The 16,242-nt window shown below is 56.6% G+C and carries 19 protein-coding genes; 4 read left to right on the top strand and 15 right to left on the bottom strand.

The features are described from left to right. Positions 1-44: 44 nt before the first annotated feature. From IAU67_RS08045 to IAU67_RS08055, 3 genes are read right to left on the bottom strand one after another with little or no spacing between them, the layout of a single operon-like run. The gene (locus tag IAU67_RS08045) at positions 45-353 is read right to left on the bottom strand and encodes a hypothetical protein (RefSeq protein WP_151842154.1); all 309 of its coding nucleotides are present in this window, start codon (positions 351-353) and stop codon (positions 45-47) included. Beyond that, on the bottom strand, positions 350-1,798 hold the full coding sequence (locus tag IAU67_RS08050; RefSeq protein ID WP_151842155.1) for a hypothetical protein: 1,449 nt from the start codon (positions 1,796-1,798) through the stop codon (positions 350-352). Before IAU67_RS08050 ends, IAU67_RS08045 begins: the two co-directional genes overlap by 4 nt. Positions 1,799-1,811: 13 nt before the next feature. Continuing rightward, the gene (locus tag IAU67_RS08055; RefSeq protein ID WP_151842156.1) at positions 1,812-2,486 is read right to left on the bottom strand and encodes an ATP-binding cassette domain-containing protein; all 675 of its coding nucleotides are present in this window, start codon (positions 2,484-2,486) and stop codon (positions 1,812-1,814) included. Positions 2,487-2,854: 368 nt separating this feature from the next. Here IAU67_RS08055 and IAU67_RS08060 point away from each other — a divergent pair, with 368 nt between their 5' ends. From IAU67_RS08060 to IAU67_RS08070, 3 genes are read left to right on the top strand one after another with little or no spacing between them, the layout of a single operon-like run. Further along, positions 2,855-3,850, top strand: coding sequence for a FecCD family ABC transporter permease (locus IAU67_RS08060; RefSeq protein ID WP_151842157.1), 996 nt, complete (start codon positions 2,855-2,857; stop codon positions 3,848-3,850). Further along, positions 3,847-4,638: an ABC transporter ATP-binding protein gene (locus tag IAU67_RS08065; RefSeq protein ID WP_151842158.1), complete on the top strand. Its 792-nt coding sequence runs from the start codon at positions 3,847-3,849 to the stop codon at positions 4,636-4,638. Before IAU67_RS08060 ends, IAU67_RS08065 begins: the two co-directional genes overlap by 4 nt. Before the next feature lie 53 nt (positions 4,639-4,691). After that, positions 4,692-5,720, top strand: a complete 1,029-nt coding sequence (locus IAU67_RS08070; protein ID WP_151842159.1) for an ABC transporter substrate-binding protein — start codon at positions 4,692-4,694, stop codon at positions 5,718-5,720. Positions 5,721-5,833: 113 nt separating this feature from the next. Here IAU67_RS08070 and rplE read toward each other — a convergent pair whose 3' ends face one another. From rplE to rplN, 3 genes are read right to left on the bottom strand one after another with little or no spacing between them, the layout of a single operon-like run. Further along, complete coding sequence (gene rplE / locus IAU67_RS08075; protein WP_151842160.1) at positions 5,834-6,403, bottom strand: 50S ribosomal protein L5; 570 nt, start codon at positions 6,401-6,403, stop codon at positions 5,834-5,836. Between the two features lie 2 nt (positions 6,404-6,405). Then, on the bottom strand, positions 6,406-6,720 hold the full coding sequence (rplX, locus tag IAU67_RS08080; protein ID WP_151842161.1) for a 50S ribosomal protein L24: 315 nt from the start codon (positions 6,718-6,720) through the stop codon (positions 6,406-6,408). A gap of 3 nt (positions 6,721-6,723) precedes the next feature. Beyond that, positions 6,724-7,095, bottom strand: a complete 372-nt coding sequence (rplN, locus tag IAU67_RS08085; RefSeq protein ID WP_151842162.1) for a 50S ribosomal protein L14 — start codon at positions 7,093-7,095, stop codon at positions 6,724-6,726. A gap of 720 nt (positions 7,096-7,815) precedes the next feature. Here rplN and IAU67_RS08090 point away from each other — a divergent pair. Further along, positions 7,816-8,322 carry a hypothetical protein gene (locus tag IAU67_RS08090; RefSeq protein WP_151842163.1) on the top strand — a complete coding sequence of 169 codons (507 nt, stop codon included), beginning with the start codon at positions 7,816-7,818 and terminating at the stop codon, positions 8,320-8,322. A 689-nt stretch (positions 8,323-9,011) separates the two neighbouring features. On the opposite strand, the gene IAU67_RS08095 is transcribed toward IAU67_RS08090, so the two are convergent. The 9 genes from IAU67_RS08095 to rpsC all read right to left on the bottom strand — a co-directional run bounded on the left by IAU67_RS08095 (position 9,012) and on the right by rpsC (position 16,240). Beyond that, positions 9,012-9,776, bottom strand: coding sequence for an ABC transporter ATP-binding protein (locus IAU67_RS08095; protein ID WP_187767999.1), 765 nt, complete (start codon positions 9,774-9,776; stop codon positions 9,012-9,014). Between the two features lie 38 nt (positions 9,777-9,814). Next, positions 9,815-10,909, bottom strand: a complete 1,095-nt coding sequence (locus tag IAU67_RS08100) for a FecCD family ABC transporter permease (protein ID WP_151842165.1) — start codon at positions 10,907-10,909, stop codon at positions 9,815-9,817. Beyond that, complete coding sequence (locus IAU67_RS08105) at positions 10,909-11,964, bottom strand: FecCD family ABC transporter permease (RefSeq protein ID WP_151842166.1); 1,056 nt, start codon at positions 11,962-11,964, stop codon at positions 10,909-10,911. Before IAU67_RS08105 ends, IAU67_RS08100 begins: the two co-directional genes overlap by 1 nt. Before the next feature lie 217 nt (positions 11,965-12,181). Continuing rightward, a complete protein-coding gene (locus tag IAU67_RS08110) occupies positions 12,182-13,198 on the bottom strand; it encodes an iron-siderophore ABC transporter substrate-binding protein (protein ID WP_151842167.1) in 1,017 nt (338 codons plus the stop codon). A 62-nt stretch (positions 13,199-13,260) separates the two neighbouring features. Beyond that, positions 13,261-14,010 carry a methionyl-tRNA formyltransferase gene (locus tag IAU67_RS08115; protein WP_187767890.1) on the bottom strand — a complete coding sequence of 250 codons (750 nt, stop codon included), beginning with the start codon at positions 14,008-14,010 and terminating at the stop codon, positions 13,261-13,263. Between the two features lie 553 nt (positions 14,011-14,563). After that, positions 14,564-14,842, bottom strand: coding sequence for a 30S ribosomal protein S17 (rpsQ, locus tag IAU67_RS08120; protein WP_151842168.1), 279 nt, complete (start codon positions 14,840-14,842; stop codon positions 14,564-14,566). Then, complete coding sequence (gene rpmC, locus IAU67_RS08125) at positions 14,839-15,072, bottom strand: 50S ribosomal protein L29 (protein WP_151842169.1); 234 nt, start codon at positions 15,070-15,072, stop codon at positions 14,839-14,841. Before rpmC ends, rpsQ begins: the two co-directional genes overlap by 4 nt. Next, the gene (gene rplP, locus IAU67_RS08130) at positions 15,072-15,488 is read right to left on the bottom strand and encodes a 50S ribosomal protein L16 (protein WP_151842170.1); all 417 of its coding nucleotides are present in this window, start codon (positions 15,486-15,488) and stop codon (positions 15,072-15,074) included. The genes rpmC and rplP overlap by 1 nt, the downstream gene beginning before the upstream one ends. A gap of 5 nt (positions 15,489-15,493) precedes the next feature. Then, complete coding sequence (gene rpsC, locus IAU67_RS08135) at positions 15,494-16,240, bottom strand: 30S ribosomal protein S3 (RefSeq protein WP_151842171.1); 747 nt, start codon at positions 16,238-16,240, stop codon at positions 15,494-15,496. Between the last annotated feature and the right edge of the window lie 2 nt (positions 16,241-16,242).

The raw sequence follows: 16,242 nt of genomic DNA on the forward strand, positions 1-16,242 counted from the left end.
CTGCTAGCAGGACATCCAAACCGTCACAGCGGAGACTACAGCCGCTACTGCATCGAGTCGTCACGAGTGGAGCGACGCCCCAGCCCAGCCTTCACAGCAAGGATGCCGAAGAAGGTCACGAGCGAGGCGAGAGCAATGAGAATCAGCAGGATGCCACCGTTATGAATACCTAAGCTCAATTCCAGGTTGCCCTGTGCGTTATCTCTTACGTGAACATAGACTGCACCGAAAAGCCCGGTTCTAAAAAACGCCTGCTCGTCAGCCGAAAACGCGATGTAGAGCATGGTCACGACTGCCATGCTGCATACCACCAAGAAACCAAACACCACAGAGAAGAACGCTTGCTTCATCATAGAACTGTCATTCCTTTTCCTGAATCATGAAGAGTGCGAATACCGACCACAACAAACGTCGCAATAAGGAGCGCACCGATCCCCAGCATGTGAACTGTCGTGAGCGAGAATATGGAGAGTGCACATGCCGTAGCGAGAAGCAACACACCTAACGAACCTATCGCCGCCAGGCTCGCCAGCGGATTCTGCTTCACTGTGGGAAGCAGGATCCCTAAAGTCACCAACAGGGGTATGGAGAAAAGGCAACCTATAACCAGAAATAAGTTCTGCTCTGAATATCTGCCACGGAGCGCTTGAATACCGAGGAATATAGCCCCAATGGGAACGGTCAGAAGCATCATGGCCAGATTGAGGCTCAGATACTCCCACCACGGCTTCACAAACCCCTGGTACATCCTTCGAAACCGCCGAAGATCCGAGTACAGATACAGGGACATGAAACTGACTACTTCAAGGGAGAGCGCTGCCGGAAGAATCTGACTGTCCATGAGCAGAATGAAGGCTGCGCAGGACGCAGCTACAGCGAACCAGGTATGTCTGGCGCGAACAAGGTTTCTCACTGCGGTGTGCAGGATAGCACGGCGTGCTGTCATTCTGCGCAGACCGCGTTGAGGCCGCAACGTCAGATGCACATACTTCACCGCGACGGACGTACACCCTGGTGCAGTGGAACGCACGAGCATTAACAGTGTGGCCGTTGCGATAACAAACGCCCCGATAGCCACAGCCAGCCCGTGCTCCACGTACACCTTCAGCAGCACATTGGACCACACCCAATAAGGGTGCGATGAGTAATATGCCTCTGATAGCGCGATGGAATGATTCGGCATCTTTAGTGCAGAGAGGTATGCCAATACAATAACGATCGCCATCCCCACGTAGTGGGACAGGCCGATCATCCTCAGCCGGCTGGCAAGAGCCACCGTCAGGTTAAAGACCAAGTGTGCCAGCAAAAATAATATGAGGCCTGGAAAGACGATAGCCAAGAATATCCGTCCGAGTGCAGGAAGGCCATAGATAAAGAGCAAAGGCGCTAGCGATGGCACAAAGAACGTGACAGTAACCAACCCGGCGATGGTCGCTTCCAGATACAGAACAGCTATTCCGCGTTGCTTATTCGTGACAGGAAAAGAGGCGGTCACGCTCATCAGATCCGGCGAGTTCACCAGGAGAACCTTCGATACAATGAAGCCAACGATCACCCAAATCGGAAGCGTAAGGTTAGAAAAAGCCAGGAGGATATCCAACACTTTCGGGCTAGCCTCTGCTGTCGAATAAAATATAGTGGCTATAGCCGTCAGCGTCACCATCATGAGAAGCGCGACGCATGCCACTGCCGCCTTCACCCATCCTGAGGAAAATATTCCATCATGGCCTAATTGGCGGACTTGTTGTTTGAGATAGAATCTATATAAAACAGTGACGGGTTTGTCGATGACGTTCACTAGTGCCCCTCACTTAACATGTCGGCAGAGCCTGAAGTCCCGCCTCCACGTCGCCGTCGTACACAATGGAGGCATTGTTCAACACAACGAGCCTGGTAGAGACCTTACTAAGCAACCGACGGTCGTGAGAGGCAATCACTACCGCCGAGTCACGGCTCAATGCCGCCAGCTCTCCGACCATGTAATCCATGGCCTGCTCGTCTAAACCATTGAGCGTCTCATCCAAGATGGTGAGCTTTCTCCGCAAGAGCACAGCAGCCAGAAGTTGAATCTTCTTCTTCATTCCGTGGGAGTAGTTCTCGATCAGCTGATTATCATCGTTGTCGAGTTGAAAGAGGCGAATCAGCTTGTCGTAGTCCTCCTGCTTGATCTCCTGCCCGTATAAGGCACTAAAGGTATCAATCAATTCCTTGCCGGTGAGATATTCCGGCACCGTATCGTTGCCACCAAGGAAGAGTATTTTCTTGTGTGCGTTGAGCGTCGAGACGTCCTCGTTATCGATGCGAATGCTTCCCGATGTTGGCTTCAGTAGACCAGAGCACAACTTCAAAAGAGTGGACTTTCCAGCACCATTTCCGCCCCATAGCCCAACAATCTCCCCCTGCTCGACATGAAGATTAATCTCGTCCAAGATGAACTTACGGCGAGAGTAGGCGAAGCGGAGCTGATTAACCTCGAACATCGTCATCTCACGCACTTCTCATGGTAAATCAGCGCGCGCATACTCTTCTCCTGGGACTCTTTCGGGTCTTGATTTCACTCTCGGAACAATGTGAGACGTGAAGCAATCCTATCTCCACCACAACCGCCAAACAATAGTTTTCGCCGCAGGCCTATTGCCCCCCCCCTTCTGGAGGGGCTCTTTCCTTCAATAATCAATCACTGCCCGCCGGTCAGTCACCCCACCCGTCACACGTAGGGGTGCTGCCATGACCCCGAGCACTTTCATCAAGCAAGCGCATGACTTATACTTCCCGCAATCCATAGTAGGAATGATTGTCATTCCACACTGCCGCTCCACGCTCACACTCACCAGAAGGGATACCCACCGCGCCCATGCCCCACTCGCGCTTCCTCGCCCTCGTGAGCCTGGCCCTACTCTGCGCCCTCACCGCCTGGTTCGGCCTCAGCATCGGCCCCACTGGCTTTGACCCCGCCGCCTCCATCACCTCCCTGGCACATCCACAGCACCCCAGCCACACCCTCATCGTTCACGTCCGTCTGCCCCGCACGCTCACAGCACTCGCCGTCGGGGCCGCCCTCGCCCTCGCCGGCGCCGCCATGCAAGCCGTGTTCCGCAACCCGCTGGCCGAGCCTGGCATCACTGGCGTCTCCAGCGGCGCCGCTGTAGCAGCCGTCCTCCTCATCACCACAGGGCTGGCCAGCATCCACCCCGCCATCCTGCCCGCCGGTGCCTTCGCCGGCGCGCTCACCACGGTCTTCCTCGTACACATCCTCGGCGCCCACCGCAGCTCACACACCATTTTGCTGGTCGGCATCGCCATCAACGCTTTCCTCGGCGCGCTCATCGCCGCCACCATCGCCAACGCCGTCAACTCCGAAGACGCCCGCTCCGCCATGTTCTGGCTCAACGGCGACCTCACCGGCAGCACCATGAACGCGCTCGTCCTCGTGGCCATCCCCCTGGCACTCGGGGCAGCCATCGTCCTGTTTTTCGCCTCAGAGCTGAACCTCCTCTCCCTCGGGGAAGCCATCGCACACTCCACTGGCCTGCACGTCCAACGCACCACACATCTGGTCCTCTTGGGCGCCGCCCTCACCACCGCCGCCGGCGTGGCCATCACCGGCATCATCTCCTTCGTGGGTCTGGTGGTCCCCCACCTCATCAGGCTGATGTTCGGAAGCGACCACCGCTTCCTCCTCCCCGCAAGCGCGCTGCTCGGCGCCGCCGGCCTGACCATCGCGGACATTGCCGCCCGCATGCTCTGGCACCCCGTCGCACTACAGACCGGCACGGTCACCGCTCTGCTAGGCGCCCCGTTCCTCCTGGTCCTGATCCTGCGCTCCGCACGCTCGGAGGCCACCCCATGACCACACCCACCCCCGCCATCGACTTCCAGCACACGAGCATCCGCTACCCCGGCCACACAGCCCCGCTCCTGGACTCGATCACCCTCGCCCTTCCCGCCGGCGGCATCCACGGAATCATCGGCCCCAACGGCGCCGGCAAGTCCACACTGGTCAAAGCACTGCTGGGGCTCGTGCCCTACCGCGGTTCCATCACCGCACTCGGCGCGGACACGCGCACCCTCACGCCCCGGCGCCGGGCGCGGATGATGGCCTATGTGCCGCAGAGTTGGGCGTCGGATATCGATTTCACCACCCGGCGCTACGTGGAACTCGCCCGCTACGCCCGTGTGCGGCGTTTCCGTCCCATGAATTTATCCGACGCCGAGGCTATCGACCACGCACTTCACCTCACCGGGACGGCGCCGCTGGCTCACACTCCCCTGCGGGAGCTCTCCGGTGGGCAGCAGCAGCTGGTGAATCTGGCGCGCGCGATTGCACAGGAGCCGCAGGTGCTGGTGCTCGATGAGCCGACCAGTGCGCTGGACATTTCCCATATGCACGCCACGATCAAGCTGCTGCGGCCGTGGATCGAGGTCGGCGAACAGCCGCGGACCGTAGTGACGGTGCTGCATGACCTGGAGCTGGCCGGGCGCTATTGCTCCACGCTCACGCTGCTGCATGAGGGTCGGGTGCACGCGCACGGCACGCCGGCGCAGGTGCTGACCACGCAGAATCTGCGGGCAGCGTTTGGCGTGGACGTGGACGTGGGGGTGCATCCCGGCGGCTGGCCCACGATTACGGTGCGCTAAGCGCGCGTCAGGACAGAGACTAAAGACACAGAACACAGAAAAGGACAGAGACCATGACACTCTCACGTACACTTTCCCGCACGCTTGTGGCCGGTGTGGCCGCGTCCGCCTTGGTTATGGCGGGGTGCAGCTCGGACGGCTCGGGCGGTTCGGGTAGCGCGGCTGGTTCGAGCGGCTCGGCTAACTCTGGCGGCGCGAACTCCAGCGCCGCTTCCGACGGCATCACCGACGCCGACAACCCCACCGAAGGCCCCCAGCGCATCGTCGCTGCCACCAGCGACGTGGCCGCACTGCTATTGCAGATCACGGAGGGCGAGCGGGTGGTCGCTGTGCCGGCCACGGCGAAGTCAGACGCCGCGGGGGCGTCGGCCCGCTACGCCCGTGGGGTCCAGGGCACGCTGCCTCCCGGCACACACCCCGAAGTAGAGCAGGTGCTGTCCTACGAGCCAGATTTCGTGCTCGCCACCGCGCGCCACGGCGGCGAAAAGACCTTCTCCGAGCAGCTGGAAGCCACCGGGGTGCGCACGCTGGTGCTGGAACCGGACGCGTTCAACACCCCCGAGGGGATCGCCAAGGCCACGCGAGAGATCGGCGAGGCGATCGGTCAGCCTCACAAGGCAGACCAGCTGGCCTCCACGTTCGAGAAGGAGCTGGCTGAGCTGGACGAACAGGCCAAAGCCAACGATAACGCGCAGAGCTCAGACCAGAAGCACTCCCCCAGCACCCTGGCACTGATGGTGCGCGGCCCCAAAACCATGGTGATGGACTCCGGTCTGATGATCCCCACCCTCATCACCCGTGCCGGAGGCACCTACGCCGGCGACGCCCTCGGCGTGCACAACACCCGACCCATCGACGCCGAACAACTCCTCACCGCACGGCCCGACATCCTCTTCCTGGAGGACTTCCAAGGCGGCGGGCGGCAAGCCTACGCACGCCTGCTGGACAACCCCGCGGTCGCAGACGTACCCGCCATCAAAAACGACCGGGTGTACGTGATTCCCATGAAGGACGCATCCGCGGTCTCCGGGCTCCACACCACCGCCGGCTACGAAACGATCATCAAGGCCCTGGCCAAATAGGGCTGTCGTTTTAACGCACACAAAGCAACCCTCCATCCCATGCCTGGGATGGAGGGTTGCTTCATGGGGTGCGCTGGGCGTCGTTCATAAAAGGAACAACGGCGCGCAGGTTCTTAGCGCTTGTTGACGCCAGCCTCGAATGGGAAGCCCAGCTCGCGCAGCAACGCACGGCCCTCATCATCGTTCGTCGCAGAGGTCACAACAGTGATGTTCATACCGCGAGGACGATCGATCTTATCGACGTCGATCTCGTGGAACATGGACTGCTCGCTCAGACCAAAAGTGTAGTTACCGTGGCCATCGAACTGCTGGTCAGACAGACCACGGAAGTCACGAATACGTGGCAACGCAACCGTCAGCAGACGATCCAGGAACTCCCACATACGATCGCCACGCAGCGTGGTACGAACACCAATCGGCATTCCCTCACGCAGCTTGAAGTTAGCAATAGCCTTCTTCGCAGTACGGATCTGTGGCTTCTGACCCGTGATCAGGGTCAGGTCCTCGATAGCGCCGTTGATCAGCTTGGAGTCACGAGCAGCATCGCCAACACCCATGTTGACAACAATCTTCGTCACACCAGGGATCTGCATAACGTTCTCGTAGCTGAACTGCTGGTTCAGCTTCTCCCGGATGTCCTCACGGTAACGGGTCTTCAGGCGTGGGGTGTAGTTATCGCTCATCGTTAGATGTCCTTCCCGGTACGCTTGGAGACGCGGATCTTCTTACCGTCCTCATCGAAACGGTAACCGATGCGGGTGGGGTTACCCTCGGAGTCCACAATCATCACGTTCGACACGTGAATAGGAGCCTCCTGGGTCACAATGCCGCCGGACTCGGCACCACGCTCTGGAGCGGAGTTTGCAACGTGCTTCTTGATACGGTTAACACCCTCAACCAGAACCTTCTCGGTCTTCGGGAAAGCCTGAATGACCTTGCCCTTAGCACCCTTGTCTGGGCCAGAGATAACGATAACGGTATCGCCCTTACGGATCTTCATGAGTTAGAGCACCTCCGGAGCGAGGGAAACGATCTTCATGAACTTCTTATCGCGAAGCTCACGCGCGACAGGACCGAAGATACGGGTGCCGCGAGGATCGTTGTCGTTAGCCTTGATGATGACGGCAGCGTTCTCATCGAACTTGATGTACGAACCGTCTGGACGGCGGGTTTCCTTCTTCGCGCGGACAACAACAGCCTTCACGACGTCGCCGGCCTTCACCGTGCCGCCAGGGGTTGCTTCCTTCACAGTGGCGACAACAACGTCGCCGATACCGCCGGAGCGTCGGGTGGAACCGCCGAGAACACGGATGACCAGGATTTCACGGGCACCGGTGTTATCAGCGACTCGCAGACGCGATTCCTGCTGAATCACTTGAGTCTCCTTAAGTAGACCTAGATGTTTGGCGTGCGTGGGATTTCCGACCCTCGCGCACATGGTCACTAGCTTTTCGTGTTCCTGTGGGGGTTGGCGAGTGTGGAGCGTTGGGCTTGCGATCTTGGGGCTTCTGGCCTTGCGACGTCTAGTCTTGGAGCTTCTGGCCTTGCGCCTTCACCGTCCGCAGCTCTGAATCACGCTTCCACAGGAGCATGAAAAGCAACCTGAAGATTATCCCATGACGGAGGCGGAAAACCAAAATTGTGGTGGGCGCGCGTCTCCACACCTCTACACGGAAACGCACCGACGGTTAGGCCAAAGCGCTCAATCCAGTTACACATTCAGTTACATGTAGCGCTCATTTCAGTTACGAGAGCGTGAGCAAAGTGAACAGGAAGCGAACTCACTACCCCCGTTTGGGCGCAAGTTTCGTTACCTAGTTTACGAGAGCTAAATGGATTCAGGCGAAGCCTTGTGGGGCAAATTTTTACCCGTTGACGTGCAGTTTTTCGAGACAAGCCTTGCGGTTGAATCAGTAAGGATCACCTAATATGAACACTGTTGTCATCAGCGATTGTGAAAAATTGGGTAGTGACAGCCGTTTGTGACCGTGTTAATGTCATCGACGTCAAGCGGTGCGGAGGCACAGTCCAGCTTCCGAGGTACACCACGACACACTGTGAACACACTCCACGACACCTTCGAAAAGGATTAACCATGAAGTTGAAGAAGTCCCTTCTTGCTCTGTCCACCGCTGCCGCAGTTGCTGTTGCTGGCACCCCGGCTGCATTCGCTGCCGACAGCGACTGGGGATCCCTGGGCGCTAACAACAACCAGACCGCCGCCACCGGTCAGAACAACGCAGGCGGCAGCGAAAAGGCTGACCAGGGCGCCAACAACAACGACACCAAGAACCCATTCGATCAGCTCTCTTCTCAGATTAAGAAGAACCAGGCTGAGAAGGCTGACGCAAACAACACCGACGGCGCTGGCCAGAACAACAACCCTGGAGACCCAAACAAGAAGTCCGACCTTTCCTCCGATCAGGCCAAGAAGGATCGCAAGGAGAACACCAACAAGTTCTTCGGCTGGGATGACAACACCACGGGATTCCAGAAGTTCGAGGCTATCGGTAAGCTGATCGCCACCATCGTTGGCATCTTCACCGGCCTGTCCAGCCTGAACGGTGTCTTCGAGAAGATCTTCGGCGCTTTCGCTAAGTAATTAGCGCCTCAACAACCTCTCTTCTGGGCTTAGTTTTCTGACGCTAAGCCGAACAGAGCCTCTCCGCCCCGGAGAGGCTCTGTTCTTTTGTTTATAGCCATGCTCCCTCCCCTACCTGCACCTGTCCAACTTCTTCGACGCAGTGCCTCTCCACTTCCCTACCGCAGAGACTCTCTACTTCCCAGCCACTGCGTTAGCCCAAACAAGGAACAGGCCCAAGCGAAAAGAGAAGATAGCCGCGCATGCGTCAACAACGAGCGCTTCTGGCACAGCCGTAGGACTATTGTGCTTTTCCTAGAGCTCGACCTGGGGAAACGCAAAGCTAAGTGCCGCAGAATCCTCTCGTTGTGCCGAACGGCACCGGAATGCTGCCTACAATCCCGACCAGCAAGCTGCAGACAGACAAGCTGACTGTAGGTCGGCGGCGCTGCGCTGCTGCTGAACTTACGAAATACCTCCGTCCATAGCCTGCGCCTCCCCAAGTCTTTAAGGGGAAGTGTCTGGGAACGTCGTTTCGATTTTCGGCGGATTTTCAAAAGCCCAGGTCACGGCATTTTGACTCTGAGGAGCAGGGCATCGAGTCGACGTTCTAAGACAAACCACGCAAGCGGCCTCCAACATGGAGGCTGTGCGGCTGCGCAGGAGCATGGGAATTTCAGATACTCCGCGCTAGCGGACGCAACCAAACCTTATCGTGGAACAACCAATGGTCCACCGGTGATGGGATCCTCAGCCACCAGCGCGTCGAGCGCAAACGCCTCTAACAGAAGCTCAGAAGTAATGACGTCACTGGGGTGACCGGTGGCGAGGATCTGTCCACCCTTCATCACCACCAAATGATCGCTATAGCGTACTGCCAAATTGAGATCATGCAACACCATCACCACAGTGCGATCCAGTTCGCGCCGCAAATTTCGGACCAGTTCCAAGATTTCCACAGAAGTAGCGAGATCCAAGTAGGTAGTGGGCTCGTCTAGAAATAGGATTTCTGTATTCTGAGCAAGCACCATGGAGATCCACACGCGCTGTCTTTGCCCACCCGAAAGAGAATCCACAGTGCGCTCCGCAAGAGCTAAAGATCCAGTCATGTCCAAAGCCCTATATACTTCGACCTCGTCCGTAGACGACCACTGCCGGATCCACGACTGGTGAGGATGGCGCCCACGAGATACTAGGTCAGCAACGTTCAGGCCCTCCGGAGCAACGGGAGACTGTGGGAGCACGCTAACGGTTTGCGCAAGGTCCTTACGTTTTATCGTCGAAATATCACGACCATTGAGTAGGACCTCTCCCCCGCTGACTGGGATGAGGCGAGACATGGCCTTAAGCAGCGTGGACTTTCCACAGCCGTTCGCACCAACGATTGTAGTAACCTGCCCCCGAGGAAAGCTCACGTCCACACCTTCAATGACCCGCCGATCGCCGTAGTCTACCGAGAGGTCGCAAGCAGACATGCTGTCGTTCTGCGTCAAGCGTCTATCTATGCCATTTTTCATACTGTGACATTCCTATTCCGTTGAACAAGCACATAGACCAAGAATGCGCCCCCAATTGCGGATGTAAGTACACCCACCGGCAGTTCAACAGGTAGTAGTGTTTGAGAACAAATATCCGCCAAAAGAAGCAAGGTTGCTCCACTCAATGAAGAAGCTAACAACGGCGGAGAAGAAGCACCACATAAGCGCAAGGCCACCTGCGGTGCCACAAACGCGACAAAGCCAATCGGACCTGCTGCCGAGACTGCTACAGCCGCTAACGCAACAGCCGATCCTAGAAGTACCACCTGAACAGCCTTGACGTTCTGACCGAGGGCACGCGCTGTATCCGGGCCAAGCAAAGTGGCCAATAGTTGATGCCCAATCCACGCTAGCAACGGAGTCACTACCAGCACTGCAACGGCGATCGGCCAAGTCTTTGACCAATCTGCGGAAGACAGCGACCCTGTGAGCCAAAACTGAGCTGCCGAAGCATCACGTAGCTCAGCGCGAACCATCAAGAAGTTGATATAGGACGACAAGAGCGCTGTCAGGACTATGCCGACAAGCACGAGCCGAAAAGAATCAGTAGAGGTCCGCCAAGCCAAGGCCCACATCAAAATCGCTGTAACTGCCGCCCCCAAAACCGCAGCCAAAGGGACGCCAATGCTGCTAAGCCAACCAAGGAAGCCACCAGCGCCACCACCTAAAGTGATGACGGTAACTGCGGCGGCTGAAGCGCCGGTGGTAAATCCGAGGATATCTGGGCTGGCCAGCGCATTTCGAGCTACAGACTGCGTGAGGGCACCAGAAAGCCCGAAAGCGCACCCAACGAAAATCGCAGTCAGAGCTCGCGGCATCCGCCAATCCAAAACCACTAGCCTTTCCACGTGAGAACCCTGCCCAGTAAACAACACCTCCAATACACGCAAAGGAGACACTGGGTACTCCCCCACGCCAATGGACACAGCCGCCAAGAAAACTGTTCCTAAAAGCAGAATCAGCGATACTCCAACTGCGCGTGGCCGCCACACAAGAGAGAGAGGACCGACGCGAAAGGGTGGCCGCTTAGGAACCGCTGGAGTGACAGAGTGATCAACGGAGGAATTCATCAAATCGCCACCACTCGGCGTCGATAAATGAGGAAAATGAAAAATGGTGCACCCACGAAAGCGAGGACAATGCCCACCTGCAGCTCACCTGGTCGAGCAATCAGCCGACCAACAACGTCGGCGATCAACATCAGAACCGCACCGCCTAATGCTGAATAAGGCAAAATCCATCGATAATCGGGGCCTGTGATTGCGCGAACCATATGTGGAACTACCAGTCCAATGAAGGTGATGGGACCTGCCGCCGCAGTCGCTGCACCAGCCAACAACGCGATGATAGCCATGCCCATCACGCGAGCACGCTGTGTATTCACCCCCAACCCTGAAGCGATATCATCACCCAGATTGAGGAGATTGAGCTGAGGCGCAGTGGCCAAAGCCAGTACAATGCCCACCACGATGAACGGAAGTACCCCGTAAAAGACAGTGAGATCTCTGCCCGCAATGGATCCTACAGTCCAAAACCTCATGTGATTCAAATTCGCATCCTTGGTAAGAATAAAACCACTAATGATGGCACTAAGAACTGCAGATAATGCTGCACCACCAAGCACTAAAGTGAGCGGGTTAGCCTGACCTCCTCCTACCAAGGAAAGACTAAACACCGCACCCGTGGCAATAACTGCTCCAACGAATGCCCACAGGCTAATAGCCCACACAGAGGTAACGCTGAATAGAGAAAAACTGACCACAACAGCCAACGAAGCGCCAAAATTAATGCCAAGAATTCCTGTATCTGCGAGCGGGTTACGTGTATGTCCTTGAATGAGAGCACCGCAAACCCCAAGTGCAGCCCCAGCGACCAACCCCAATAATGTTCGTGGTACACGCAGTTCAACTAATACTCGCTGACCTACGTTCAAGGCATCTGGATGACCAAACAGAATAGAGGGGTCACGCAAGACATTAGAGATTTCGCCAAAAGGAACTGAGCGGGCGCCAAAGAATATGCTGGCTAGCACACTAGCGAGGAGCAAGAGAAAAAGAACACCCAAGCCTGATAGATGACGAAGGGAGCCTCTACGAAACTGTGTGGTCGGATTAGACGTAGCCAAACCCTCCTCCTTTAGGCATAAAGTTCCCTAACTATAGACAACAAGGGGCAATTCTTTAGAATAATGAGAGAAATCCTACATGATGCAGGTAAACTTAAACAAAGTAGCTTCTTCGTCAGAGAACCAATGTCTACTCCCTGACGACCAGAATTTCTACACGCCCGACTTCACGGCTCGTCCTACGCTTCCGCGCAGGACAGCACTGAAGTGGCGGCATCTACTTCGTGGCATCAACCAGCAGCTTCTCGATCTTGTCCAGCAAGTAGTTCAAGCTCAGGACAGTCTGCCAACCGAAGGCCTTCTCCAAATCACCCTCTAGATAGACACTGTGCCCATCTTTAACGGCTGGGAGCTTACCCACGATCGAATCTTCAGTCACGGATGCCTTGCTCTGCTTTGGCGAGTAAGACAGTTGGTCCCAGATCAGCACGTCAGAGTTGACGCGGTCAGCGTTCTCCTTGGATACCTCACCGTAGAATTTACCCTTGGTGATTCCTGCGTATTCGGGATTGATCTTAAAGCCTAATTCGGTAAAGAAGCGACTACGTGGGTCACCTTCGGAAAAGACGGCGAGCTTCTCATCTTCGATGGTTGCGACACCGAGTTCTTTCTCGGACCACTCTGGGTGGCGGTTCTTTAGTTCAGCGAACTTCTCTTTAACTTGCTGAATTTGACGCTTAGCCTCTTCAGGCTTACCCACCGCTTGGCCGATTTGCTCTGTGGTAACATCCCACGGTTGCTGCAATTCGTCGTATTCACCCTTTTGGACGACGACAGGTGCGATTTCTGATAATTTTTTATAGGTATCTTCATCCAGATCGGAGTACACAGCCACAATTAAATCTGGATTGTCCTTGGCAATAGCCTCCACATTGATCTCAGTATCCTTATCGATCCGTGGCTGCTCGCCTTCAATCTTGTCCTTCGACCAATTACCTGCAGCCTGCCCCTCCGGGGTCATTCCATCCCAGTAATTTACGGATACTGGAGTGACACCAAGTGCCAGCAATGCGTCTTGATCGGTGTATCCCAAAGAAACCACTCGCTGGGGGGCTTCCTTAATTTCTGTGGAACCATACCGATGCTGAATGGTGGTGGGGAATGCGCCCTGTTCCGCATTCGCGGCTCTAGTCTCGCTTGAGTTACTTGCTTCATCGCCGGTCGAACAAGCTCCAAGCACTAAGCCAAGTGCCAGCACGCTCGCTGTGCTCGCGAAAATCTTCTTAAGTTTCATGATTCTCCTATGGGATCGGTGAACGGTTCCATACTCAACTGGGTCGTTCACGGTTGGGAAGGTTAAACCCTTGGTTCGATATATCCGGCTCTGTGCCCAAAGAACTCAGTAGCGGGTAACTCCGAGTCATCATCGAGCCGAACCCTATCTAGCACAATCGCTGGACTGGGTTCATTGGCCCGCCGCGACCCGCACACCACTGCAATACCTCCTTCGTAAGGAATCGTGATGCGCCCGGGAGTACCACCAAATCGACCTTGAGAGACGTGTGCGGAAAGCACACGAATGCGTTGGCCTCGAAATTCAAAGTAGGCGTTAGGATACGGATCGGACTGTGCCCTCACCAACAAGGCGATATCTTCCGCAGGTTGGTTGAAATCGATGCGAGATTCCTGCTCACTTCGTTTATGAAAGTAGGTTGCTCTGGTGAGATCTTGGGGTTGCTTCGTGGCAGTACCTTGAGCAATGTCATTCAAAGCCCGTTCCACAAGCGGTTCAATGAGATCAATGGTCTTAGCTACAAGATCAGTGGTAGTATCAACCGATCCCACGGGGATAGCTTGTTGAGCCACGATGACATCCGGTGCAGAGGCTCTCAGCGCCTTAAGAACGTCTTCTCCCACGCGCTCTGCAACACATACCGGCAGCTCATGCTCCTTGGCTAGATCCTCGACAGAATCTGCCCACATCTTTTCATAAGGATGTTCACTTTTAGGATGGGTAACCACTAAAGCTACTTCATGACCAGCATTGATGACCGCAGACAACGTCCGGTGTCTCCACGACTGGTAGCCGAAAACAGCAACTCGCACGCAAGCTATATTAGCTTAGCATTACCTATTTAGTCAATCATGACTGTTGTGTACTCTAGCGCGGTGAAACTGTAATCCGCGGTAGCTCATGAGCCGGTGCATACCCAAGTGGCTAGCTCGGGCACTTCACAAAACCCTCAGTTCATACCGCCCGCTTTCCCTGCCTCCGGTAAGAAGTGTCTGGGAACGTCGTTTCGGTTTTCGGCAGATATTTAAAAGCCCAGGTCACGGCGTTTTGGGTCTGTGGGACAAAGCATCGAGTCGACGTTCTAAGACAACCACAGCGCACAACGGCTTCAAACAATGAGGCTGTGCGACTGGGTAGCTGGACAATGCCGCAGCAAACGGCAAAGCTGCCAAGAAGGGCAGCTGCTCAGCGGCGCAGCAGTCGAGAAGTTCAGCACCACAACAGCACAAAACCACTGCCTCGAACAGCCCCATAACCCCCTAGCCGCGCACAGCGCCATAACCCCCATAGCCGAACACAGCACCAGAAACCAAAAAGAACCCCGCCAAAGGCGGGGTTCTCAAGCTCTCGCAGAAACAGCAGGCCTTAGCGTGCCTTCTCCACGATCTCGACGAGACGGAAGTGCTTGTCCTTGGACAGCGGGCGGGTCTCCTCGATGCGAACGCGGTCGCCGATTCCGGCGGTCTCGTTCTCGTCGTGCGCCTTCACTCGGGAGTTCTTGCGCATGATCTTGCCGTACAGAGCGTGCTGCTTACGGTCCTCGAGCTCAACCACGATGGTCTTGCTCATTTTGTCGGATACAACGTAGCCGGTACGAACCTTACGTGCGCCCTTTTCCTTCTTAGTCACGTTAGCCTCACTCATGCTGCGTCACCACCTGGGTTAGTAGACAAACCGAGCTCGCGCTCACGCAGGACGGTGTAGATGCGGGCGATGTCGCGCTTGACAACACCCAGACGACGGTTGTTGGTTAGCTGGCCGGTGGCCATCTGGAAGCGAAGGTTGAACAGCTCTTCCTTGGCCTCGCGCAGACGGGTGGTCAGCTCTTCGTTGTTGAGCTCGCGGAGCTCGTGTGCCGGGGTTCCGGTAGCCATTAGAACTGATCCTCCTTCTTCACGATACGAACCTTGCATGGCAGCTTGTTGCCAGCGCGGCGCAGGGCCTCGATTGCCATGTCCTCGTTCGGGTAGGACACCTCGAACAGGATGCGGCCTGGCTTGATGTTAGCAACCCACTTCTCCACTGGGCCCTTACCGGAACCCATACGCACACCGAGTGGCTTCTGGGTCAGGGGGCGGTCAGGGAAGATGTTGATCCATACCTTACCGCCACGCTTGAGGTGACGGTTGATGGCGATACGGGAGGATTCGATCTGACGGTTGGTGATGTACGTTGGCTCCAGTGCCTGCAGTCCGTACTCGCCGTGCGTCACGCGGTTTCCACCCTTGGACACACCGGTGCGGGTTGGGCGGTGCTGGCGACGGTACTTAACGCGCTTCGGGATAAGCATGTTTCTTAGCCCTCCTGATTCTGCTCTGCGCGCTGGCGACGTGCGCCACCGCGGCGTGGACGCTCACGACGAGCACCGCGTCCACCGCGGTCCTCACGTGCGTTCATCAGGCTTTCGCGACGACCACCGACAACGTCACCCTTGTAGATCCACACCTTCACGCCGATGCGGCCGAAGGTGGTGTGTGCTTCGTAGGTTCCGTAGTCGATCTCGGCGCGCAGGGTGTGCAGTGGAACGCGTCCCTCGTGGTAGCGCTCGGTGCGACCCATTTCTGCACCGCCCAGACGGCCGGAGCAGACAACCTTGATGCCCTTTACCTGTGGCTGACGCATTGCGCCCTGGATTGCCTTGCGCATTGCGCGGCGGAATGCTACGCGGTTGGTCAGCTGCTCTGCGATGGACTGTGCCACCAGCTGAGCGTTGGCGTCGATGTTCTTAACTTCCAGGATGTTCAGCTGTACCTGCTTGCCGGTGAGCTTCTCCAGCTGGCCGCGGATGCGGTCTGCCTCGGCGCCGCGGCGGCCGATCACGATGCCCGGACGGGCGGTGTGGATGTCGACGCGAACGCGGTCGTGGGTGCGCTCTACAACAACGTCGGCGATGCCGGCGCGGTCAAGACCCTTGGACAGGAAGTCGCGGATCTTGATGTCTTCAGCAATGTAATCAGCGTACTGCTTGTCGGCGTACCAGCGGGAACGCCACTCTGCGGTGATGCCCAGACGGAGGCCGTGTGGATGGATTTTCTGTCCCATTG

The organism is Corynebacterium zhongnanshanii (assembly GCF_014490575.1).
GTDB lineage: Bacteria > Actinomycetota > Actinomycetes > Mycobacteriales > Mycobacteriaceae > Corynebacterium > Corynebacterium zhongnanshanii.

Coding starts and splice junctions, on each gene's coding strand:
- IAU67_RS08045 (WP_151842154.1), bottom strand. CDS start 353: ATGATGAAGCAAGCGTTCTTCTCTGTGGTGTTTGGTTTCTTGGTGGTA.
- IAU67_RS08055 (WP_151842156.1), bottom strand. CDS start 2,486: ATGACGATGTTCGAGGTTAATCAGCTCCGCTTCGCCTACTCTCGCCGT.
- IAU67_RS08060 (WP_151842157.1), top strand. CDS start 2,855: ATGCCCCACTCGCGCTTCCTCGCCCTCGTGAGCCTGGCCCTACTCTGC.
- IAU67_RS08065 (WP_151842158.1), top strand. CDS start 3,847: ATGACCACACCCACCCCCGCCATCGACTTCCAGCACACGAGCATCCGC.
- IAU67_RS08070 (WP_151842159.1), top strand. CDS start 4,692: ATGACACTCTCACGTACACTTTCCCGCACGCTTGTGGCCGGTGTGGCC.
- rplE (WP_151842160.1), bottom strand. CDS start 6,403: ATGAGCGATAACTACACCCCACGCCTGAAGACCCGTTACCGTGAGGAC.
- rplX (WP_151842161.1), bottom strand. CDS start 6,720: ATGAAGATCCGTAAGGGCGATACCGTTATCGTTATCTCTGGCCCAGAC.
- IAU67_RS08090 (WP_151842163.1), top strand. CDS start 7,816: ATGAAGTTGAAGAAGTCCCTTCTTGCTCTGTCCACCGCTGCCGCAGTT.
- IAU67_RS08095 (WP_187767999.1), bottom strand. CDS start 9,776: ATGTCTGCTTGCGACCTCTCGGTAGACTACGGCGATCGGCGGGTCATT.
- IAU67_RS08100 (WP_151842165.1), bottom strand. CDS start 10,909: ATGAATTCCTCCGTTGATCACTCTGTCACTCCAGCGGTTCCTAAGCGG.
- IAU67_RS08110 (WP_151842167.1), bottom strand. CDS start 13,198: ATGAAACTTAAGAAGATTTTCGCGAGCACAGCGAGCGTGCTGGCACTT.
- rpsQ (WP_151842168.1), bottom strand. CDS start 14,842: ATGAGTGAGGCTAACGTGACTAAGAAGGAAAAGGGCGCACGTAAGGTT.
- rpmC (WP_151842169.1), bottom strand. CDS start 15,072: ATGGCTACCGGAACCCCGGCACACGAGCTCCGCGAGCTCAACAACGAA.
- rplP (WP_151842170.1), bottom strand. CDS start 15,488: ATGCTTATCCCGAAGCGCGTTAAGTACCGTCGCCAGCACCGCCCAACC.
- rpsC (WP_151842171.1), bottom strand. CDS start 16,240: ATGGGACAGAAAATCCATCCACACGGCCTCCGTCTGGGCATCACCGCA.